This is a genomic window from Sinorhizobium sp. BG8 (assembly GCF_016864555.1).
Lineage (GTDB): Bacteria > Pseudomonadota > Alphaproteobacteria > Rhizobiales > Rhizobiaceae > BG8.
This window is the reverse complement of record NZ_CP044011.1, coordinates 2,618,477-2,639,407: the sequence shown is the minus strand read 5'-3', so window position 1 is coordinate 2,639,407 and position 20,931 is coordinate 2,618,477. Positions and strand designations below refer to the sequence as shown.

Annotated in this window: 17 protein-coding genes; 5 read left to right on the top strand and 12 right to left on the bottom strand. The window is 59.0% G+C overall.

Features of this window, described 5'->3' with window-relative positions; all coding sequences use genetic code 11:
- Positions 1 to 75: 75 nt before the first annotated feature.
- Entirely contained in the window at positions 76 to 288 is a 213-nt protein-coding gene (locus F3Y30_RS12530; RefSeq protein ID WP_203423036.1) for a hypothetical protein, read from the top strand.
- Positions 289 to 346: 58 nt separating this feature from the next.
- Here the strand turns inward: F3Y30_RS12530 and ilvD are convergent, their stop codons facing one another.
- Positions 347 to 2,020, bottom strand: a complete 1,674-nt coding sequence (ilvD, locus tag F3Y30_RS12525) for a dihydroxy-acid dehydratase (RefSeq protein WP_203423035.1) — start codon at positions 2,018 to 2,020, stop codon at positions 347 to 349.
- Between the two features lie 317 nt (positions 2,021 to 2,337).
- Between ilvD and F3Y30_RS12520 the strand changes: the two genes are divergently transcribed.
- Entirely contained in the window at positions 2,338 to 3,204 is an 867-nt protein-coding gene (locus F3Y30_RS12520) for an amino acid ABC transporter substrate-binding protein (RefSeq protein ID WP_246752731.1), read from the top strand.
- Between the two features lie 162 nt (positions 3,205 to 3,366).
- On the opposite strand, the gene F3Y30_RS12515 is transcribed toward F3Y30_RS12520, so the two are convergent.
- The 3 genes from F3Y30_RS12515 to F3Y30_RS12505 all read right to left on the bottom strand — a co-directional run bounded on the left by F3Y30_RS12515 (position 3,367) and on the right by F3Y30_RS12505 (position 7,990).
- The gene (locus F3Y30_RS12515) at positions 3,367 to 4,170 is read right to left on the bottom strand and encodes a hypothetical protein (protein WP_203423033.1); all 804 of its coding nucleotides are present in this window, start codon (positions 4,168 to 4,170) and stop codon (positions 3,367 to 3,369) included.
- 160 nt (positions 4,171 to 4,330) lie between these two features.
- Positions 4,331 to 6,640, bottom strand: a complete 2,310-nt coding sequence (locus F3Y30_RS12510; RefSeq protein WP_203423032.1) for a rhodanese-like domain-containing protein — start codon at positions 6,638 to 6,640, stop codon at positions 4,331 to 4,333.
- 432 nt (positions 6,641 to 7,072) lie between these two features.
- Positions 7,073 to 7,990 carry a LysR family transcriptional regulator gene (locus tag F3Y30_RS12505; RefSeq protein WP_203423031.1) on the bottom strand — a complete coding sequence of 306 codons (918 nt, stop codon included), beginning with the start codon at positions 7,988 to 7,990 and terminating at the stop codon, positions 7,073 to 7,075.
- 157 nt (positions 7,991 to 8,147) lie between these two features.
- On the opposite strand from F3Y30_RS12505, the gene F3Y30_RS12500 reads away from it, so the two are divergent.
- Positions 8,148 to 8,921: a type 1 glutamine amidotransferase domain-containing protein gene (locus tag F3Y30_RS12500; protein WP_203423030.1), complete on the top strand. Its 774-nt coding sequence runs from the start codon at positions 8,148 to 8,150 to the stop codon at positions 8,919 to 8,921.
- Positions 8,922 to 9,609: 688 nt separating this feature from the next.
- On the opposite strand, the gene F3Y30_RS12490 is transcribed toward F3Y30_RS12500, so the two are convergent.
- Complete coding sequence (locus F3Y30_RS12490) at positions 9,610 to 10,227, bottom strand: pyridoxamine 5'-phosphate oxidase family protein (RefSeq protein ID WP_203423028.1); 618 nt, start codon at positions 10,225 to 10,227, stop codon at positions 9,610 to 9,612.
- A gap of 219 nt (positions 10,228 to 10,446) precedes the next feature.
- On the opposite strand from F3Y30_RS12490, the gene F3Y30_RS12485 reads away from it, so the two are divergent.
- Positions 10,447 to 11,349, top strand: coding sequence for a LysR family transcriptional regulator (locus tag F3Y30_RS12485; protein WP_203423027.1), 903 nt, complete (start codon positions 10,447 to 10,449; stop codon positions 11,347 to 11,349).
- 207 nt (positions 11,350 to 11,556) lie between these two features.
- Here the strand turns inward: F3Y30_RS12485 and F3Y30_RS12480 are convergent, their stop codons facing one another.
- The 6 genes from F3Y30_RS12480 to F3Y30_RS12455 all read right to left on the bottom strand — a co-directional run bounded on the left by F3Y30_RS12480 (position 11,557) and on the right by F3Y30_RS12455 (position 17,610).
- The gene (locus F3Y30_RS12480; RefSeq protein WP_203423026.1) at positions 11,557 to 11,958 is read right to left on the bottom strand and encodes a cupin domain-containing protein; all 402 of its coding nucleotides are present in this window, start codon (positions 11,956 to 11,958) and stop codon (positions 11,557 to 11,559) included.
- Complete coding sequence (locus F3Y30_RS12475; protein ID WP_203423025.1) at positions 11,955 to 13,439, bottom strand: 4-hydroxyphenylacetate 3-hydroxylase N-terminal domain-containing protein; 1,485 nt, start codon at positions 13,437 to 13,439, stop codon at positions 11,955 to 11,957. The genes F3Y30_RS12480 and F3Y30_RS12475 overlap by 4 nt, the downstream gene beginning before the upstream one ends.
- Before the next feature lie 48 nt (positions 13,440 to 13,487).
- Entirely contained in the window at positions 13,488 to 13,973 is a 486-nt protein-coding gene (locus F3Y30_RS12470; protein WP_203423024.1) for a flavin reductase family protein, read from the bottom strand.
- Between the two features lie 81 nt (positions 13,974 to 14,054).
- A complete protein-coding gene (locus F3Y30_RS12465) occupies positions 14,055 to 14,798 on the bottom strand; it encodes a GntR family transcriptional regulator (protein WP_246752730.1) in 744 nt (247 codons plus the stop codon).
- Between the two features lie 413 nt (positions 14,799 to 15,211).
- Positions 15,212 to 16,660 (bottom strand): amidohydrolase family protein, encoded by a 1,449-nt coding sequence (locus F3Y30_RS12460; RefSeq protein WP_203423023.1) that lies wholly within the window; start codon positions 16,658 to 16,660, stop codon positions 15,212 to 15,214.
- Between the two features lie 176 nt (positions 16,661 to 16,836).
- Entirely contained in the window at positions 16,837 to 17,610 is a 774-nt protein-coding gene (locus tag F3Y30_RS12455) for an adenylate/guanylate cyclase domain-containing protein (RefSeq protein ID WP_203423022.1), read from the bottom strand.
- Positions 17,611 to 17,869: 259 nt separating this feature from the next.
- Here F3Y30_RS12455 and F3Y30_RS12450 point away from each other — a divergent pair, with 259 nt between their 5' ends.
- Positions 17,870 to 19,123 carry a sensor domain-containing diguanylate cyclase gene (locus F3Y30_RS12450; RefSeq protein WP_203423021.1) on the top strand — a complete coding sequence of 418 codons (1,254 nt, stop codon included), beginning with the start codon at positions 17,870 to 17,872 and terminating at the stop codon, positions 19,121 to 19,123.
- Between the two features lie 6 nt (positions 19,124 to 19,129).
- Here F3Y30_RS12450 and F3Y30_RS12445 read toward each other — a convergent pair whose 3' ends face one another.
- The gene (locus F3Y30_RS12445; protein WP_203423020.1) at positions 19,130 to 20,923 is read right to left on the bottom strand and encodes a poly(glycerol-phosphate) alpha-glucosyltransferase; all 1,794 of its coding nucleotides are present in this window, start codon (positions 20,921 to 20,923) and stop codon (positions 19,130 to 19,132) included.
- Positions 20,924 to 20,931: the final 8 nt, after the last annotated feature.

Below are 20,931 nucleotides of genomic sequence, written 5' to 3'. Positions count from 1 at the left end.
GTGACATGCGCCCGGCGCGAACAACTATCCGACGTCCGGTCAGGTGCCCACGTGCTGACAGCAAGGGGATCCACATTGAGCCGATCGATCGAGGGAGGGATTCTCTTCGGGCATCTCTTTGTGATGTCCATGACGGGAAGTACTGCACCTGAGCTCGACAGCAAATCGTTCGTCGGGCCGCACCGCAACAAGCCTGTCTTTCATTTCAACGCCGACGATCCAGACGGCAATCTGCTGATGGTTGCGAACGCACCTCAAGCACCGCGCTACAGTGCGTGCGAAGTCTAGTGGACCTTATGGGACTGCTGGCCGTCGCACCCTTTGCGAAGAGCGAACTCAACTGAAATTACCCTGTAATCGCCCCTTCGTTAGCGGGCCTGGCAAGTGCTGCAAATTTTGCAAGCACTCCTTTGGTGTATCTGGGATTGGGTTGCTTCCAAAGAGCGCGCCGCCGCGCGATTTCGTCATCTCCCACCTCAAGCTGCAGCAGCTTGCGATGCGCGTCGATGGTGATCATGTCGCCCTCTTGAACCAGCGCGATCGTCCCTCCGACAAATGCCTCAGGGGTAACGTGGCCAACGACCATTCCCCAAGTCCCGCCCGAGAACCGGCCGTCAGTGATAAGTCCCACGCTGTCGCCCAGTCCTCGGCCGATGATCGCAGATGTCGGAGCCAGCATCTCAGGCATGCCAGGTCCGCCCTTTGGGCCGAGATAGCGCAAAACGAGTATGTCGCCCGGCTTGATCCTGTCAGCCAAGATGGCATCCATGGCCGATTGCTCGTCTTCAAAAACACGCGCGGGACCGGTAATTGCAAGCTTCTTCAAGCCGCTGATCTTTGCCGCCGCCCCATCCTCCGCCAGGTTGCCTTTGAGGATTGCCAGATGGCCCTCGCTGTAAAGCGGTGAACTCAGCGTTCGAATGACATGCTGGTCGGCACGTGGCTGATCTGCCAGTCCGTCGAGTTCTTCAGCAATCGTGCGGCCGGTGACGGTGAGACAGTCGCCGTGCAAGAGCCCTGCATTGAGCAGCAGCTTCAGCACCTGAGGAATGCCTCCGGCCTGATGGAGATCAACCGCCATGAATTTTCCGGACGGTTTGAGATCGCAGATGACCGGCACTTTCCTGCGTGTCCGCTCGAAATCGTCGAGAGACCATCCAACTTCTGCCGCGTGCGCGATCGCGAGATAGTGGAGAACGGCATTGGTCGAGCCACCGGTAGCCATGATCAGAGCGACGGCATTTTCGATTGCGTTGCGCGTAACGATATCGCGAGGTTTGATGCCTTTCTTGACGGCTTCGACCAGCACGCTCGCGGATACAGAAGCGCTATCAATCTTCTCTTGGTCCGTGTTGGCCATATTCGAAGAATAGAGTAGCGACATGCCCAACGCCTCGAACGACGAGCTCATGGTGTTCGCCGTATACATTCCACCGCACGAACCCGTCGATGGGCAGGCGTTGCGCTCTATACCTACGAAATCTTCCTCGCTCATGTTCCCCGCCATGAACGCACCAACGGCCTCGAAGGAGGAAACAATGGATAGCTCTTGCCCCTTCCATCTACCTGGTTTGATCGTCCCACCGTAGACATAGATTGCAGGAACGTTTGCCCGAAGGATGCCGATCATCCCACCTGGCATGTTCTTATCGCAGCCGCCGATGACGAGCACTCCGTCCATCCATTGCCCCTGGACTGCGGTCTCGATGCAATCTGCGATCACCTCGCGGGAAACCAGTGAGTATTTCATGCCCTCGGTGCCCATGGACATGCCATCAGATATCGTCGGCGTGCCGAAGACCTGAGGGTTGGCACCTGCCGCCTTGATCGATGCGATAGCCGCATCTGCCAGCGGCTGCAGACCTGCATTGCAGGGGGTGATCGTGGAATGCCCATTTGCAATGCCGATCATCGGCTTGTCGAAATCGGCTTTCTCATAACCGAGCGCATAATACATTGCCCGATTAGGTGAGCGCGCCACCCCCTCGGTAATATGCTTTGACCTATCGTTAAAGGGCATTGCACACCTCCGGCTCCGGATTAGCGAGGGGGACTAGCAGAGGTCATAGCATATATCGCAATAGCCCGATTTTCTTTCGGCGGTGCGCGGGACCGAAATGGGCCAGCAGCGGCCGCTACTTCACGGCCGCTTCGCGCCATCTGCGGTCATGGGTCGATTGATCTTGCCACGGCGATGATGCCGACGAGCGCCGCCAATGTGTCCTCCGTTGACAAATGGCGCGCAGCCCATAAGCTGCGCGCACGCCTTTGAGATCACCACCGTTTTCCCGAGATGAAGATCATGCAGGTGTTCCGCAGACACGTATGGCCAGGCGCATGAGACGGTTTCTGCTGGCGAACCTGGTCCTTTGCCTTTCGGCTTTCACGGCTGGTGCCGGAACGCTCGACACGATTGCGGAGCGCGGAAGCCTGCGCATCGGCTACATCTCCGACGAAGCGCCCTTCTCCTCCAGCAACCCGGGCGGCGAACCCGTGGGATATGCCATCGACCTGTGCGGCAGGATCGCCGACGAAATCGAACATCAGTTCCCGGAGCTTGAACGCGAATATGTCGAAAAGACCCTCGCGAACGGCTTCGACGCGGTGAAGAATGAAGAGATCGACCTGCTTTGCGGTTCCATCACCGTGAACCTGGAGCGGCGGGAAACCGTCGATTTCTCACAACCGATCTTTCTTACCGGGGCAAGCGCGCTGCTGCGCAAGGATTCACCCGACTACCTGCAGACGCTCTTTCTCGACGGACCCGTCGTTCACGCCGTCAGCGAGCGTGCCGCCACAAACGTCATCGGTATGCGCGCAAACACGACGACGGCAGCGACGCTTCGCGAAGCGCTGGCAATCCAGGCATCGAATACGAAGCTTGCCGATTTCAACACCCATGAGGACGGGCTCAGGGCGCTGGAGGATCGCAAGATCGATGCCTACATCGCCGACCAGGTGCTGCTCATCAGTCTCGCCAAGCGGGCGCGCGATCCTTCCTCGCTCGAAGTCGGCGATCGCCTGTTCACGCATGAACCCTATGCGATTGCGTTGCGCCGCGACGACGCCGACTTCCGCCTGTTGGCGGACCGCGCGCTGACGGAATTCTACCTGTCGGACGATTTCCTGCCGCTGCTCGAGACCTATTTCGGAGCCGAGGCGCCAATGCTGCACTCGCAGATCATGCTGCAATATGTGCCATAGGCGGTGCGAACCGGGCGGAACCGGCTTGCCTCTATTTGGAGACTATCCGTCTGGCGCCGTTTGCGGTCCTCAAAGGGGATAACGACCTCTTCCGCTCTTCACTCAACTCCGGGCATGCGGCGGCAGAGGCCGCACGGCGACTCTGGCCCAGAGAAGATATCGCTAGCTCTGGTTGGGCTTGCTGATTGCCTCCGCAATCGCCTTCAAAGTCTCGTTGCGAGCTTCTTCGGTGGTAATGTTTGCGATCAGAACATTTGCGAAATTCAAGTTGGTGCTTTGACTAAGCGAGCTGATAGATTTCTGCACCGCCGAACCGATGTTGGAAAACATCTTCAGGTATATCGCCGCAACAAAATTCGTCATGATTGCGCCGATCGAACCTACGACCGCAACTATTGCTTTTTGCCAGACGTCAGCCTCCGGACCCATGGTCCTGGTTTGCCAGATGGTGAGTACAACTACGGCTACCCCCGCCACCATCGCGCCAATGCCAACAAAAAAGATGCCGCGGCTTTGCTGAAGGATGAGCTCCAAATATCGCGACAGTTGGTTTTGTTGAATTCTCAGAAGCTTGTGCGCCTTCTGCTCCAGTGAAGCTGCCCCCATCTGTCGAAGGTCAATTTCGTCTTCAAGATCCTTGGCGTCGAGCTCGCGCCCGCGGTCCGAGTACAACAACGCCGACAGTACAATGAAGAACGAATATGTGATGCCCAACACTGTAATTATGTTGCTTTGCTTCGTGGAAAATCCCCAGATGGGTTCATGAAGCACGTCCATGTTAAGAATAGTCCACGCCAACCAAGTGCATGTGCTCAAGAAGATCAGTCCAGCAAATCGATAAAGAGCACGTCGCATGCTGTTCTGACGCGTTATTGTTTTCTTGGTTTCGGTCAACCGGTCCTGCAAAGCTTGCATTTGAGCGGTTGCTGTGTCCTCCTCACTATGCAATAGACCGCTGATGCTCATCTGTCTCGCCCCCTTCCGAAAACATGCCGAGATGGCAATGCAAAGCCTGTAACCCCAAGACTGCAGTCTCAATATCAGCCGACCCGCGCACTTGCTTCGGTGTTTCGGCAATGCCGGCACCGGCAACCCTTGGGGCCGCATGTGGCAGTTCCTGCCCAAGCTACCTCTTGACCTCGATCACGAGCGGATACCCCTCGTCAGTCCACTCCATGTATCCGCCGGCAAAATAGTAGATGCGCGTGTAACCCCAGGCGATCGCCTTGGCGCAGGCATAGGCGGCATAGGCGGAATGCTTTCCCTGACCGTAGAACGCGACTTCGTCTTCCTTGGCCGCCACCTGGGCAAGGCTTTCCTTCGAGAGGCCGGTGATGAGCGAAAGGTTGACGGCCTTGGGGAGATGGCCATCGTCATAGTTCAGCGGCGCGCGGACATCGATGAACGGCACGCCGCGGGCCAAGAGCGCCCTCGCCTCCGCGACATCGATCTTTATCGTTCTGTCGACACTGAGTTCGCCTTTCGTCAGCGTCATGAACTTGACGTAGTCGTCAAAGGCGAGGTCTGTTCCGGCCCCTTCGGGCACCCCGGCCTTGCGAAGTCCCTCCTGCATCAACGTGATGTAGGGCCTATGGTAGTTGAGCACGCTACCATACCAATCATATGCACTTTCCTGAACGGTGAGCGTATCGCCGACGTAGACCGTGGCCCACTTGTTGTACTGGTCGATCAACGCCTGAATGCCGTCAGTGCGTCCGAGGTGTCCATAGCTCGATATCAGAGTGGCGTAATCTGCCAGTCGATCGGACCTCTTTTCGATCACGCGTTCAAAAGTGTCGATGGCCTCGTCATATTTTCCCTGCGAGAAGAACGAGACCGCGAGCATGCGCAGCGTTGCCAGCGAGGGATGGGGATCGAACCTCATCGCCAGGCGGACCTGCTGTTCCGCTTCCGCCGCGTGTCCCGTCGCGTTCAGCACCCGGGCCATGCTGACATGGTTGTCGGGATCATTCGGCGCAAGCTTCATCGCCCGGTCAATGGCAGCGAATGCGTCGCCATAGCGCCCCTGCTGGGCAAGCACCTGCGCCGATATCGCATAGGCAAGCGGCGTCGGATTTTCCATGGCCTTTGCGAGGTTTCTGGTCAGGTTTCTGGAGGCGTTCTCTCTGCGGGTAAAATCCCCGGATGAAACGCCGGTCCTCCAGTTTGCCGCCGCCAGTGACGCATAGGCGCGGCTATAGTTCGGATCGAGCACAATAGCCCTCTGGAAGAAGTCGGTGGCCGCAATCCTTCCGGTCTCGCTGTCCCGGCGAAGATGCTCCCAGCCTCGCAGCAAGGTATCGTATGCCTGCGGGTTCGTCGTTTCCGGTACCGCCGCCACCTTCTGCTCGGCACTCGTCAACTTCACGGAGAGCGTGGACACGATCTGTTTTATCACCCTGTCCTGCAGCCCGAACACGCTGCTCATTTCACCGTCATAACGCTCGGCCCAGAGATGGTGCCCGTCGACCGCGTCAATCAACTGGGCATTGACCCGGACATGGTCCCCCTCGCGGCGCACGCTTCCCTCCAGGACGTAATGGACGCCCAGCTCCTCGGCCACCTGCTGCACCTTCGTGGGTTTGCCCTTGTAGGTGAAGGTCGAATTGCGCGCGATCACGAAGATGCCCGACAGTTTCGAGAGTTCCGTGATCAGGTCGTCGGTCATTCCGTCGGCGAAATAGCCCTGCCCCGCATCGGAACTGAGATTGTCGAATGGCAGAACGGCGATCGATGGCGTTTCGGGCAGCGGCAAGGCCGTCTCTGCGGCGGACGTCGCGTCGGCACTCTCCTGCCTCCCGGCCAGCCAGACTGCAGGCGCGCCGATCAGAAGCAGGAGAACCAGGGCAGCCGGAATTCCCCACCTGCGAAGGCTTTCCACGTTGAAGCGCGAAAGCCGCTTGCTTCCCTCGAACCTCACCCGGTAGACACGGACGGGCCGCATGATGTTCTTCACATGCTGCTCGCCGATGAATTCCAGCGGCAGCTCGAAGTTGCCCTGCAAATGATCGAAGGCAGTGCCGGATACGAAAAGCCCGCCTGGTTCGCAGATCTGCTCAAGGCGTGCCGCGACATTGACGCCGTCGCCCAGCAGATCGTCCCCATCGACGACGACATCGCCGAGATTGATGCCCATGCGGAAAAGAAGTCCGTGCTGGGGTGCGACACCCACCTGGCGTGAAGCGTTCCTGATCTGTGACGCGACTGCGCAAGAAACGGCGTCGACGACGGAACCGAATTCCACGATCGCACCATCGCCCATGAGTTTCACGATGCGTCCGTGGTACTCCTTCATAAGGGGATCGAAGATTTCTGAACGCCACGCCTTGATTGCTGACAGCGTCCGGGCCTCGTCGGCTTCGATGAGGCGCGAATAACCAACAATGTCGACGGCAAGAACTGCAACCAGCCGCCGTTCCGCGCGAAATGCTTCCATAACCACCTCTCCGAAGGTGTAGAAGGCCTCGCTATTGCGTTGGTCTGGGGCCGGAACATTCCCGGCCTCTCATCCTCCTGAAGCTACACTTGTTCGCACGCCGGTGCCAGATTTATCGCCTCGCGCGGGAGCCTGCCGGTACGAGCGCCTTGCGCCAGAGGCGGATGTCCGCTCAAGAGACTATGCGGCATTGAATACAAAGTGGGCGCCGACCTTCTGCCAGGGCAAGAGTCTAAGGTTTCGTTGACCTTTCAGCAGGGCTGAACAGTTTGGTTAGCTTCAGCCGCCTTATCAACAGCTCACAAACTGTGACCTAAATCTGCAACGCACCCGTTGATGTATCCTTAGCCTAAACTCGGGGGTCGATCAGAATGATACCATTGCGAGGCAGGGCTGAAGGCGTTACCGCCTAAGGTAGGAGTTAGCTATGCATCAAGTCCCTGCTTTGGACTGCTTGCGTAGTTTCGAGCAAGCATCAATGAACGCTCGCAACTTTGGCTGACCCTGGGCGGCCTTGGTAAAATAGAGGAAGAGGCCGTCGCCGCCGGGAGAGTAATTAAGCAAGGCAGGTTCGAGCAAGCCCTGAGCGAGCTCGCGCGACGTATGGAATGTTGACGAATATATGAGGCCTTGCCCCTGGCAGGCGAATTGCCGCATGAGTTCCCCATCGTTCACCGTGATGGGTCCATTCGGTTCCAAGCGCACGGTCTGACCCTGGTCGAGAAACTCCCACCTATAGATGTCTCCTTTTTCCGGGCGTCGAAATCGAATGCATCGGTGCTGCGTTAGCTCGCCAAGTGTTCGAGGCTTCCCGTGCGATCTGAAATACTCCGGAGAACCGAAAACTGCCCAACTGAACGGTGGTGACAGCCTGATAGCGATCATTTCCTGCGCGACATAGGATCCGAGCAAGATGCCTGCATCATAACCTTGCGCAACAAAATCGTGATGCTGATTACTGACAGTTACGTCGACATTCACCAGCGGCCAAGCTTCTCTGAACAGGGGCATCACGGGCTCCATGACGTGCGGAATAGCAAGCCTCTCCACGATAAGACGAAGCGTCCCGGACGGTTCGCTTGAAGACTGAAGCGTCTCCTCAAAGCTTGCCTCAATCAAATGAGCGGCCGGGCCTATCTTCGCCAGAAGCCCTTCACCTGCTTCTGTTAGTGATATCTTTCTGGTTGTGCGATGAAACAAAGGAGTCGAAAGCCTGCGTTCCAGCTTTTGCAACGCCTGGCTGATCGCACCTGGCGTCACGCCAAGCTCCAATGCAGCCTTACGAATACTTCTATGTTTTGCGATTGCTAGAAACTCCGACAGTCCGTCGAATGCATCGTGACGCGTCATCTCATCTATCCAGCCACACAATTTTCGCAGGCCACCTCACATGGCGCGGCAGATAGATAACGATGGTTTTCTAAACAATCCATATAGAAGCATGGCACTTATGTTTTTAATCGAAGCTGAACATATGGAGAGCGTATCAACAAGTTGAGGAACGGATATGTCTCTCTTAAACCATGTCGCTGGTATCTGCGTCGCCATCGCCACCTTTGTCGCGTTGCCTGTCCACTCTTTCGCGCAGACGACTGAAACTGCGAAGAAAAAAATTCTGATCGTCGTGTCCAGCCTGGACAAGAAAACACCCGAACTCGTCGGTGGCTACTGGTTCCCCGAGCTAACGCATCCCGTAGAAGTGTTTGATGAAGCTGGTATCGATTTCGACATCGCAAGTCCTAAGGGCGGCCTATCGCCTTTTGATGGATTCGATCTAAAGGATCCTGCGACACTCGCATTCTGGACCAATCCGGATCACCGAAACAAGATCGCCAATTCGATCAAGCTTTCTGACATCGACGCCTCGCAGTATGCGGCTGTCCAACTCGTCGGCGGCCACGGCCCAATGTGGGATTTTGTCAACGATACCAATCTGCAGGATATTGTCAGGAAGATCTACGAGAGCAACGGCATCGTCAGCGCAGTCTGCCATGGTCCGGCAGGTCTTCTGAACGTCAAGCTGAGCAATGGCGAAAGCCTGATCAAGGGGCGCCAGCTCACAGGCTTCACGGCAGAAGAGGAAGCTTCCCGCCAGTATGACAAGATCGTTCCTTTTGAGCTTGAGGGCGCGCTGAAGAACGCAGGTGCGACATTCAAAGAAGCGCCGATTTTCGAAAACAAGGTTGTTGTCGATGACCGTCTTATCACGGGCCAGAACCCAGCGTCGGCCAAGGCATTCGCCGAGGCAATCGTGAAGGCGCTCGCCACCAGGACGCAGTAACCCACAACTGCTCACGATGTCACGTCTGATGCTCTGAAGACGTGACATCACAATGTGAAACTATGTGTCGGATCAGGAATAGGCCGTGGATTTGTCTACACGGAAAACAAATCGGGCATTGCCGACGGCTCCGAAATTCCCGATCACAAGCCCCATCCGGAATTCGAAGCTCCCGTCATTTACTGGACACCGGTCACCGCGCCCGTCGGACTGGAATTCTATACCGGGCGACTTGTTCCAGTTTGGGAGGGCACCGCTCTCATCGGCGCGCTAGCTGGCAGAGGCTTGATAAGGGTCCATTTCGACGGCGTAGAAAACGTTCGCCGAACAGATCGTTGCGATGTTGGTGCCAGAATCCGCGATGTTACCATCGTGAAAGACGGCTCGATTTGGCCTCTTGAAGACAGCCAGAACGCAAGACTAATGAGGCTCACGCCGAAATGATCAACTTCGGCGGTTTTAGTTGCGCATTGTTTATCTATTGGCATTTTCCTGGCATGGCGCCTCGCGCGGAATGCGGGGCACGGATGACCGCTTTGGGCCAAGACCGATCATCGGCATCCGCACCCTGTGGCGGTCGCCAATCTTCGCCTGATCAGCCTCGCACCTCGGGTTCGGCCGATTGTCCATGACCGCGTTGCGCCAACTGCGGACAGGCGGACGTGAATAACCCCAGGCGGCCTTGTGCTCACGCCCCACTCAATCGTGCGATTTCCCTTTCGAGTTCGGTGATCCTCCGATCCTTCTCAGCCAAGGCTGACTGAACTGCCGCGGCATCAAACATCTGCGGTATGTGCTGAGGGCAGTTCGCATCCCATGCTGTGACGGAAAAAAGGATCGCCTGCTCCGCCCGAGCACGATACCCCTCGGGGAATAGCCGAGCGGTCAGATCGTCGTCGCCCTCGACCACGCGAGCCTCGCCCCAAATCTTGACGCGCTGCCGATGAGCGTAGTCCATCAGGAAGAGATGCGCCTTGTGGTTTTCCGAGAGGTTTCCCTGGGTGATGTACTGTCGATTTCCTGCGAAATCGGCAAATCCTATTGTCTTGTCGTCAAGGACTTTCAGGAACCCGGCAGGCCCACCGCGATGCTGAATGTAAGGCTGCCCCGCCGCGTTCGCTGTTGCCAGAAAGACAGTTGTCCGGCTTTCGATGAAAGCGGCGAGCTCCTTGGTGATCGTCGTCTGCCAGGAACCGCCAGTTTCCATCCTCGAATAGGACGGCCTTGATCCCTTGCGCGTCTGTATCGCCTTCACCGCAGAGGTAAAGGCGACGTCACTGGAATAATTGGAATCGGTCTCGTACATGGTTCTACACCCCGATCGTCTCAAGTCACGCCTGATGGAATTGCCCTAAGCTCAGCTCGGAAGCGGCTGTGATGCAGGCGAAGCGGCTTCAATGGTGGTGCGAATTGCAAAGCGGAGCATTGGATTTCCTTCCGTGCCTGTCGATGACGGAATTTAGGTCCTTCCGAATTTCGCGACTATCCTGTAAAATCGAAAATCATTCTCTCGATTTTTGGAAGCATGGCTGATCGTCTGGAAGCAATGTCGATCTTGATCGCGGCAGTAGATGCGGGAAGCCTGACGGCTGCGTCGCGCAAGCTCGGCCTGCCGCTGGCGACTGTCAGCCGAAAAATCTCCGAACTGGAGACGCACCTTGAAGCGCGCCTTTTCCAACGGGCGGGTCGAGGCCTGATTCTTACGGAGACGGGTACAGATTACGTATCCTCCTGCCGTCGTATTCTGGAAGACGTGGCAGAAGCCGAACGCACTGCCGGAGGTGAGTTTCGCGCGCCGAGAGGCAATCTCACCATCACTGCGCCGATCGTGTTTGGCCGCCTGCACGTATTGCCTGTCATCGCCGAGTTCTTGAAGACCTATCCGGAAATCAATGTGCGCTTGATCCAATCGGATCGGCTTGTCGACCTGCCGGAAGAGCATGTGGATCTCGCTGTTCGCATCGGCAAGCTGCCAGACAGCAGTCTCGTGTTCCGCAACATTGGAACGATCAGGCGCATCGTTTGCGGAAGCCCTCACTACATCGAGGGACGGGGAGCGCCCTCACAGCCGACGGACCTGCCAGGACATGATTGCATCAGCTTCGAGGGCATCACGTCGACCGAGAACTGGTCCTTCACGACTGGTCAATCGGTGGAAAGCATACCAATCCACTCCCGACTTGTCGTCAACACAGCCGAGGCCGCAATTGACGCTGCGATTGCGGGGTTGGGCTTGACCCGTGTCCTTTCCTACCAGGCGCGAGAAGCCATTGCACGGGGCATGCTGACAACGGTTCTTGACGACTACGAACCCGACCCGTGGCCCGCCAGCGTCATATACCCTTCCCGAGGGCGGATACCGCAGAAGGTCAGGGTTTTCCTCGACTTCGCGACATCGCGCTTGAAGGACCGTGTTAACGACGGCTAAGCGACGACTGCGGACATTGGCAGAGGGTGGTCGGGATCATGGCCTACTCGCCACGAAAACCTAGGTTTGAACCGGAAATGATATCCGGTTCTGGCCGCCAAAAGCTGCCAACTCCTCCACTATACCTGCGACAACTCCAAGCCCGCTTCTGTAAGGGGTGGCGGCACCGGTGCTGATCCGTGAACGTATTTCATGCGCGGGCACACTTCAGTCATGTCCGCCGGGACGCTGGTCATAGTAGTGGATCTCCAGCAGCAGGCAGCCCGTCTCGGACCTGAACGGTCCATGAAGGACGCCCGGGGGACGGCAGGCATAGGTGTGAGCCGGAAACGACGTGGTTCCGGTAGATGGATCGCCGACGACGAGATCGCCTTCCACCAGATAGACCTCTTCCCAATAGTCGTGCACGAATGGTTTGTCGGTATGCGCCTCCGGCAGGAAACGCAGCAATCTCGTGCGGTTGCCTTCACGGTTCGCTTCGTCGAGCCGTCCCGCCAGGATTTTCTGCTCGATGCCAGGGGGATAGCCTGGCGGAACTTGCCAGCCCTCCTCCATATCCACCCGGTGGAATTCCTTGTGATCCTTGAACATGGACCGAAACGCGCTCATGCCGCCGCCGCCTTGTTGGTGCGAAGCGCGCCGTCGAGCGTGTAGGAGTCGAGCATCTGGTCGACCAGCCTGGTGCGCGCGTCCCAGTCGCATGTGCGATAACTGTGGTTCTTGGTGACGAAGTTCGCACCCGCGTAGAACATCTCGTACTGGGTATGCCTGGAGGCGAATTCGGAGCCTATCGCGTCCCAGGCGAGTTTGAAAAGCTTGACCCTGCCTTCGCCGCTCGTGGCAGGCGATTGCTGTGTTTTCTCGATCATGGCCCTCAACTGCGGATCAGCGAAGTCATCGACGCTCGAGGGCAGCATTATCAGCCCGCCGCCTGCCAACTCCCTGAGCGCCGAAATGACCTCAGGGTAAAGCTTCTGGGTGAGCACCTGCGCCGAATAGAGGGTGTGGGCATCCGGAACGAAATACTTGCCATGGGCCTGCCCCTTGACTTCCATGGCCTGCACGAGTGCGTCGACCATCGCGGTCTGTGCGGCAAGGAGACCAAGCGTCTCGCGCACCTGCGGGAAACTGACGATGCCGTTGGTTTCCGCGATGCGGTGCGCCAGTCCCAGTTGGAAGCGCATCTTCACCATCAAGCGGATCTGCGCCTGATAGTTCTGCATGACATGGGCGGGCGTTGCATGGAACTGCCGCTGACACATGCGGATGTCCTGATTGATGAAGACCCGGTCCCAAGTCACTTTGACATCGTCGAAATAGAGAATTGCATCGTTCTCGTCGAAGCGGCTGGAGAGCGGACTGTCAAAGACGCTTGTCGCGTACTCCTCATAGGATTTGCGCGACATGATCCTCAACCCGCGCGCATTCATCGGGACGGCAAAGGAGACCGCATAGGGCTCATCGCCCTCAGTGAGCGGCTGGATGCAGGTGACCAGGACCTCGTTTGCCATGATGCTGCCGGTTGCCAGCATCTTCGCGCCGCGTATCGTCAGGCCTTCCTGGTCCTGGTCGACGACGCCCGCCGTCAAGGTGCGGTCCTGTTGCTGGCTCGCAGCCTTGGAGCGGTCTGCCTGCGGGTTAATGATCACATATGTCAGGTAAAGGTCGTTGTCGCGGGCGTGGCGATAATAGTCTGCCAACGCTGCGGCGCGCTGCGGATCATGATCGTGAAATATCTCGGCACCCATCATCATGCCGACAAGACAGGAGGCGACGTGGTCCGGGGCCCGACCTAGAAAGCCGCAATGCAATGTTGCCCAGGCCTCGAGTGCCTTGCGGCGCTCCACGAGTTCGGCATAGGTCTTCGGCATCTGCCAGATGCGGCTCGCGCGATCGCCGGTCTCCTCCATGTCGAATGTCATGAGTGATCGGTTCTCATCTGCACTCTGGAAATCGTAGAGCCGTCCGACGGAGCGAATGGTTTCGCGAAAGGCCGGATGTGTCGTCACATCACCCGCAAGCTGGCCATTGATATATACCTGCCTGCCGTCGCGTAGGGTCTCTGTATGCTGCGAACCTGTTTTCAGCATGACTTTTCCCTCAGTAGTGGATGGCCAGTGGCCAGGACGTTTCGTCGCTCACTCCGGACTCCAGGGCAGCATATCGTCCCCGATGAACACAAGTGGCCGGCGATCGCGGAACGACAGAAACGACTTTACCCTGCCGATGAACAGCAAATGGTCGCCGCCTTCGTGCACGGCCCAGCGCGCGCAATGAAACAGCGCCGCAGCGCCGGGCAGCACGAGGCCGTGCCCCGCCTCTAACTGGCAGGCGATGCCTTCCCATTTGTTGGTCAGGGGCCGAGAGAAGCGGCTCGACACATCCGCCTGATTTTCGGACAGGACGTTGATCGTATAGCCTTTCGCCTTCCGCCACAGGGGGAGGCTGGCAGCACGATGATCGATACTGAACAGGATCAACGGTGGATCAAGCGAAAGCGAATTGAAGGAGCTTATCGTCACACCGAGTTTATCCATGCCGATCACGCTCGTGACCACGCATACTCCGGTTGGGAACTGCCCTAACGCCTGCCTGAATGCAATTACGTCAAAGACTGGTTCCATGTCCGGCCCCTCAATGTCGATTTGATCTATCCGATGCCCATTCCTGCAATTTGAGTTTCCATGGTGGTGTCGAGTCCGACGCTATCCTGCCTGCAGGTTCGACGACCAATCGCCGAACACAGGCGCTCGCAGCGCCGCGAGTGTCAGTTCCAAATGCGTGCCCACCGCGGCGACCGCCCGATCTGCCGCTGATTCACGGATGGCCTGCGCGATCGCCCTGTGTTCGACCAGCACTTCATCAATACGGCTGCCGACAGAGATCGCATGCACGCCCATGCGCACCTGCCTATCACGAAGGCTCTCATAGAACACCACGAGTATCGGGTTTCCCGCGGCCCTCACGATCGTACGATGGAACTCCCGATCGCTCTCTATGAAGGCGACAGGATCGTTTCGAACCTGTTCCTGCAAGGCGATCAATCGGTCCAGTTCGTCAGCCACCGCAACGCCCAAGCGGCTCGCTTGCTGCGCACACCACTCCTCCACCAAACGGCGCGCCTGCATGATTGAGACCACCTCCGCGTCGGTGATCGGCGAGATATACGCCCCCTTCTTCGGCAGAATTTTCAGCAGACCGTCTGCCTCAAGTCTCAAGAAAGCTTCTCTGACGGGGGTTCGCGACACACCTGTTTCCCGACAGACCTGCGATTCCGTCAAAAACGTTGTCTCATGGCGTGGTAAAGTCAGCACATGTTGTTTCAACCAGGCATAGACGATGTCTTGCGCAGCTTCGGGGCGCTGACTGGAGGCGGCACCACTTGAACCATCGCCGAATATCATAGACATCTTGTATACAAGTTGCTTATAAATGTCAATATCGGACATTCGTCCGAGCTGTCCGCACGGTTTTGAGACCGACTGTTTGGCCACAGGTCTGGCAATCGTTGGTCATCCTGTCCCTGGGCATGGCGCGATACCAACAGGCAAAATTGCTCTTGGCGGTTTGAACGGATGGCGATCGTGTAAAAATTTCGCCGCAGGCGCGGCTACCCGCGAAGAGCAGGAGCAACTCGGAGGAACGGCAGCCTATCGCAACTCCCGATGTCGACCTTAATCGGCTTTCTGACAGGTGGTCCGATGCCCATACTCGACCACGGAAACGATGTCCGCTCCCGGCCCAGAAGCGGAAATGCAGCCGCGTTCGCCCCCATGCATTGCGCGTGCATTGAACAGCGCTCCCGCTTTCAATCGATCCCCTCAGATCTCCTCAGCCTGATGCGAGGGCCTGTCGCCAAACCCTACGTGCCCAGCGTGTTCTTGTAGATCCTGCCGTCCTTCATGATGACCGCGAGGCTCTTGTCGGGGTCGTTGAGGAGGTTGATGTCATCAAGGGGATTTCCGTCGACGACGAGCATGTCCGCAAATGCACCTGCCTCCAGCACACCGAGCTTGCCCGGATAGGGGTTGCGCGGGCCGGAGAGCGCCAGGAGTTCCGCATTGGTCGAGGTCGCGGCCCGCAGCACTTCGGCATTGGTGTACCAGCGGGAGAGATGCGTCAGCATCGTTCCCTGGCGCGCGGTCATCTCGGGCGAAAACAGCATGTCCGAGCCCCAGGCGGTCTTGATGTTGTACTTGCGCGCAAGCTCGTAAGCGACAAGCGTGCCTGCAAATACCTGGTGCAGCCTCTCTGCGGACGGTCCCGTCAGAGGCACCGAGTCCTCCACCGAGAGGAACGGCTGGATGCTGAGCCACACCCCCTTGTCGGCGATGAGCTTTGCCGTCTCCTCATCCATCAGATGCGCGTGCTCGATGCAGGCGGCACCCGCGGCCAGGGCGCGCTGGATGGTCCGCGGGGTATAGGCATGGACGGTCGCATAGGTGTTCCAGTCCTTGGCCACTGCGACTGCGGCAGTGAGATCCTCGAGGCTGAACGTCGTCATGTCGAGGGGGCTTCGCGGCGACGAAACGCCTCCGCCGCCGACGATCTTGACCTGTGAGGCGCCCTGCAGCAACTGTTCGCGAACGCGAAGCTGTACCTCGCCGATGCTGTCGGCGATCATCGCGCCTCCGAACTCCTCGACACTGCTGAGCTCACCGGGGCTTCGCGGGATCTCCGAGAGCATGCGCAGATCGCCGTGGCCGCCCGACGTCGTGATGAAGGCGCCGGAGGGATAGATGCGCGGACCCGGTATCGTGCCGTTGTCGACCGCCTGCTTGAAGGTGAAGACCGGCCCGCCGAGATCGCGCACCGTGGTGAAGCCGCGAAGAAGCGTGCGCTCGGCTTCTGCCGTCGATGCCGTGAAGATCAAACCGGGTTCGCCCGTCGAGGCGACGAGCGCGGGAACCGCCGCAAAGAGCGTGTGCCAGTGCACGTCGATCAGGCCCGGGATGAGGACGCGATCCGCGCAGTCGATCACCGTCGCGTCGGCCGGCGGCGGGTTGTTCGTCGTGTCGATGGAAACGATCCTGTTTCCCTCGACCAGCAACTGTACGTTCGGCCGAAGCGTAGAGGATGTACCGTCGAAGAGCCTCGCCTGCCTAAAAAGGATCTTAGGCGTGGGGGATGAGGACTGCGCGAGGCCGAGCCGCGGGCTGCCGGCGGCAAACACGGCCGCACCCATGCCGGCCAGGAGCCCCCTTCGCGTGAGATCATCCAGCCGACGCGATGCCTGCTGGACCTCGGGCGAGAGGCAGCCGCAGCCGAGACCGTGGATCAAATGGCTGTACTTTTTGCCCATGCGGATCATTGCCTGCTCTCCTTCTTGCAGTTCCACCCGATGCAACGCCGGACAGCGACGGAGGCGTGCCACGTTGTTCGGGCCCACCCTTCACGCTGTACTTCCCTGTCTTGACGCAAACCCTTGTTCCGGAACCGAAAGCAATTCTCCCCCCATCCTGCCCTCGTCCTTCCGCCGGATCCCGATCAGCTCTTCACAAGCACCCTCGCCTCAACGGGTTGTTCTATGCCCTTCAGCGAAAGCAGGCGCGCTTCGGTATCGGCAACGAGGCCCGGAGCCTCGGCCGCACTGGCTGCCGATACCAGGATCTCGCCCGCGCCTGCCTGGGATTCGAGTCTTGCGGCCAGATTGACCGCACCGCCGATTGCGGTGAAATCGCTTCGAAAGCTCGAAAACTCGCCGATCTCGACATCGCCCGTATGGATGCCGATGCCGACGCCGGGCACCTGGCCCGGCAAGCCGCCGAGGCTCGCGTTCAGGGCGTCGAGCGCTGCGGAGCAGTTTCGCTGTATGTCGATCGCCGCCAGGATGGCGGCTGTTGCGTGGTCCTTTATCGCGATCGGAAAGTTGAAGATCGCCATCAGGCCGTCGCCCATCTGCTTGTTGACGATCCCGTCGTGAGCCCAGATCGCCTGGGCGCACCGATCCTGGAACAGACTGACGATCTCGCTGAGCCTGACCGCTTCGATCCTCTCCGACAGGACGGTGAACCCCCTCATGTCGGCAAACAGGATCGTTGCCCTCGCGGTGATATGGCGCTGTTTCTTGACGTATCGAAAGGAGCGTTCGCAGATCGTGCAGATGTTCGGATTCATCTTGCTGCGGGTGATGCCGAACGCGCGGAAGGGAAGCGCGAGCGCACCACGGATTGGGATGGGCACGCGCATCTGATCCCAGCACCCCCGGCAGATGCTGGCGACGCCATGGTTTGTAGGCTCGAGGGAAGAGGCAGTTGTCATGTTCCGCAATCTGCTCCGGCTGGCGAGATCCTATGGCCGCATGGCAGCAAGCTTGTGACATTCGACTGCTTTTGGCAACTCGTGATTGTTCCGGGCAATGACAGAGGCGCGACGAATTGCGCCGCCCTCACCCCACCCCGGCGACCGGCCGGCGCAGCAGTCAAGGAATTGAGCGAATTGGTGCGGCAAGCGTATTGAATTCCTTCACCATTGTATGAGACCCATCATTGTTCCGGCCGCTTTGAGGAGGAAGGCACCATTGGTAGTGGCAACGCCATTCGGCAAATCGTCAGCAGACGCGAAAAGGCGGGAAATCGATCGTCTGGCCGCGCTCGAAGAGCTTGACCTCCTCGATACCCCGAGAGACGAGGGCTTCGAGCGGATCGTGCGGCTGATCAAGGAGATCTTCACGATCGAGATCGGGCTCGTGTCGTTGATCGACGCGCACCGTCAATGGTACCAGGCGTGCTCCGGGCTTTCAGCCGACGAGGTTCCGCGAAGGGACAGTTTCTGCCGATTCGTGGTCGACGGCGAGGAGCCGATCATCGTGCACGATACCACCCGGGACCCGCAGTTTGCGCAGCATCCCGCTGTCACCGGCGAAAGCCATATCCGCTTCTATGCGGGCGTTCCCCTGAAGACGAAGGACGGGCACACCGTCGGGACGGTCTGCGCGATCGATCGCAGGCCGAGGACCTTCGGGAACAAGGATCTCCTGATCCTTGAGGAACTGGCGGGTGTGGCGATGGACCGGATCCAGCTTCTGAAACTGGCGACGACCGACAGCCTGACCGAAGCGCTGACGCGGCGCACCCTGAAGCAGGAGGCCGACGGCCTGATCTCCGTCGCGCTGCGGCACCAGCACGATCTGTCTTGCATCGTCCTCGACATCGACCATTTCAAGAGGGTCAACGACACCTATGGCCATGCGGCCGGTGACGAGGTTCTCCAGGCGGTCGCGGCAACCTGCAGGAGTGTGCTTAGGGCTGGCGACCTGTTCGGCCGTTTCGGCGGCGAAGAGTTCGTCATCATCCTTCCGCATCTCGACACGAGGGGCGCACTCACGGTCGCCGAGAAAGTGCGGGCTGCGATTTCGTCGCAGCCTGTCCATGGCAGCTATGGCTCGCTGAACGTGACGGCGAGCTTCGGCGTGTCGGCGCTGTCGATCGTCACCAAGGACATCGAGACGATGCTGGCCCAGGCCGATGCCGCGATGTATCAGGCCAAGCACAACGGGCGGAACCAGTGCATTTCCTGGAACGCGATCCGTGCCGATCACAAGATGGGGTCCCGCCGGCGCGTCCTGAAGGCAGGTTCGATCATCTTCAACGATCGGCGCTCGACCCTTGACTGCACCATCAAGTCCCTCGGCGCCGATGGCGCGGGTCTTTCCGTATCCAGTTCGGCAGGAATTCCTCCCGAGTTCATCCTCGCCATCAAGGGCGAAGGTCTGGAAACCAAATGCCAGGTGATCTCTCAGGATCGCCAGAACCTCGAGGTCGCGTTCGGATAGACGCTCTCAGGCGCGCTCCGGCAAGACGCGATCTCCACCGGCGCCGATGTGGCCGAAAGCGGCGGCATAGAGGCAATAGCCGGAGATGAAATGCTCGACGTCGTCGATCCGCACGCGGAAGGCATGGTGGCGGATGAAGAAGCTTCCGGCGATTGATCCGGGCTTCAGGAAGTACATCGCCATTTCGGGATAGAAGCGGCTGTAGCGCAGGTGCTCCGCGCGGTGGTGGATCGCCGCCAGAAGGGCGGGGTGTGCATCCTCACGGATGTCCAGGCCGCTCTCGCGCATCCGCCCAATCATTTTCCAGCTCGCCATCAGCAGTTCCAGAAAGGTCGGATAGGCAGTGTCGCGATGGTAGATGAAGTCGAGATTGCCGAAGGCATTCTTCAGGCCGAACTCGAAATACTGGGGTTGCGGCAGGTAGCGGGTGATCTCGTTGGAGCAATAGGCGAGCCAGTGGTCGAAATGCTTCCAGTGATCCGTGCGGACGAAATTGTCGAAGGCCAGTTTTGCCTTTTCCAGCCACAGCGGATTTGAATCGAGTTCATGGAGGCGCAGGAGCGCCAGCACCGCCTCCCCATCGTAGAAGATGATGCGGAAGGCCTCCTTGACCGTCAGGTCGCTTCCGTCGAGCACATGAACGAACCCGCCGGTCGAGGAATCGAGGAAGCGATCGACGATCGCGCCGGCGACCCGGCGCGCTGCATCGAGATAGCGGTCGTCCCCGGTGAGCCCGGTGTATTTCGCGACCGCGAGGATGAAGGCGGCCTGGGCGCCGAGCCTGATCTCGCCCTTGTTGGCATGGTCGACCACCACCGCGCGATCGCCGGCGGGGCGCAAGGCTTCGCGGACTACATAGTCGAGCCCCTTCTCCACCCCGGCTGCGATTTCACGATTGCCCGTTGCCTCCCACGCCTCCAGCATCGAGTAGAGCGTGCTGCTGTGACGCAGGATGTTGTAGGTGCCGATCGGCTCCTGCCCGACCGGGAAATAGCCGTACTCGAACGAGCCGTCGGCGCGGAGCTGGCGAGCGAGGTAGAGGCCGGCGCTCTCGACCAGGTTCCGCAGGTCGTGCGCAGCGGTTGGCTCGGCCCGGATTCCGTTCCCGTATCCTCCGCTGATCAGGGTCCGGACCGGTTCGTCCGGACGCGTCCTGTCGCGGAAGACCCCTGATGTCTCGAAGGTGTACCATGCTTCGCGCCCACCGACGTCAGGCGAAAGCGGCGCAAGTTTGCGCGAGGACTTGAGGTAGCGGTTGATGCGGTCGAAGCGCAGGATCAGCCGCTTCTCGCCATCGAAGCTGATCCCGCCGATCCCGTTCAGCTCCTGTTCCATGAAGGCCATGTTGAAATTCGGATCGAAGGCGATCCCGCGCCGGAAGAAGTTGCGGCGGGTCTCGGCGATTTCCGACACGAGGGCCTCGGGCGACCATGCACGGATCGAGTGGGCAAGATCGGCCTTCACCCATCGCCAGTCCTCTTCCCGTGGCAGCAGCTTTCCAAGTTTGCCGACCGCCGCCTTCCAGGCGGTCTCCAGCGTGTTTCCGGTGCCGCAGGCCGAGATCGCGCGCCTTTCGACGCTGGATGCCGACAGGAACAGCACGATCTTCGAGGTTCTGCCGAAGTGTGAGGAATTGTCCGCAAGTACCCGCGCCGAAAGCGGCTGCAGTGCATCGCGCAGGGCAGAAAGATCAGCCTTCAGAGGTCGCAATTGCACGAAATCCCCTGCCCGAACGCGGCGAACTCCAGCACCGGCGAGGTCCCAGCGGAAAGGCCTGACCTCGCCGCATCCAGCGGCCATGAGCCGCG

Coding starts and splice junctions, on each gene's coding strand:
- ilvD (WP_203423035.1), bottom strand. CDS start 2,020: ATGCCCTTTAACGATAGGTCAAAGCATATTACCGAGGGGGTGGCGCGC.
- F3Y30_RS12520 (WP_246752731.1), top strand. CDS start 2,338: ATGAGACGGTTTCTGCTGGCGAACCTGGTCCTTTGCCTTTCGGCTTTC.
- F3Y30_RS12515 (WP_203423033.1), bottom strand. CDS start 4,170: ATGAGCATCAGCGGTCTATTGCATAGTGAGGAGGACACAGCAACCGCT.
- F3Y30_RS12510 (WP_203423032.1), bottom strand. CDS start 6,640: ATGGAAGCATTTCGCGCGGAACGGCGGCTGGTTGCAGTTCTTGCCGTC.
- F3Y30_RS12505 (WP_203423031.1), bottom strand. CDS start 7,990: ATGACGCGTCACGATGCATTCGACGGACTGTCGGAGTTTCTAGCAATC.
- F3Y30_RS12500 (WP_203423030.1), top strand. CDS start 8,148: ATGTCTCTCTTAAACCATGTCGCTGGTATCTGCGTCGCCATCGCCACC.
- F3Y30_RS12490 (WP_203423028.1), bottom strand. CDS start 10,227: ATGTACGAGACCGATTCCAATTATTCCAGTGACGTCGCCTTTACCTCT.
- F3Y30_RS12485 (WP_203423027.1), top strand. CDS start 10,447: ATGGCTGATCGTCTGGAAGCAATGTCGATCTTGATCGCGGCAGTAGAT.
- F3Y30_RS12480 (WP_203423026.1), bottom strand. CDS start 11,958: ATGAGCGCGTTTCGGTCCATGTTCAAGGATCACAAGGAATTCCACCGG.
- F3Y30_RS12475 (WP_203423025.1), bottom strand. CDS start 13,439: ATGCTGAAAACAGGTTCGCAGCATACAGAGACCCTACGCGACGGCAGG.
- F3Y30_RS12470 (WP_203423024.1), bottom strand. CDS start 13,973: ATGGAACCAGTCTTTGACGTAATTGCATTCAGGCAGGCGTTAGGGCAG.
- F3Y30_RS12465 (WP_246752730.1), bottom strand. CDS start 14,798: ATGTCCGATATTGACATTTATAAGCAACTTGTATACAAGATGTCTATG.
- F3Y30_RS12460 (WP_203423023.1), bottom strand. CDS start 16,660: ATGATCCGCATGGGCAAAAAGTACAGCCATTTGATCCACGGTCTCGGC.
- F3Y30_RS12455 (WP_203423022.1), bottom strand. CDS start 17,610: ATGACAACTGCCTCTTCCCTCGAGCCTACAAACCATGGCGTCGCCAGC.
- F3Y30_RS12445 (WP_203423020.1), bottom strand. CDS start 20,923: ATGGCCGCTGGATGCGGCGAGGTCAGGCCTTTCCGCTGGGACCTCGCC.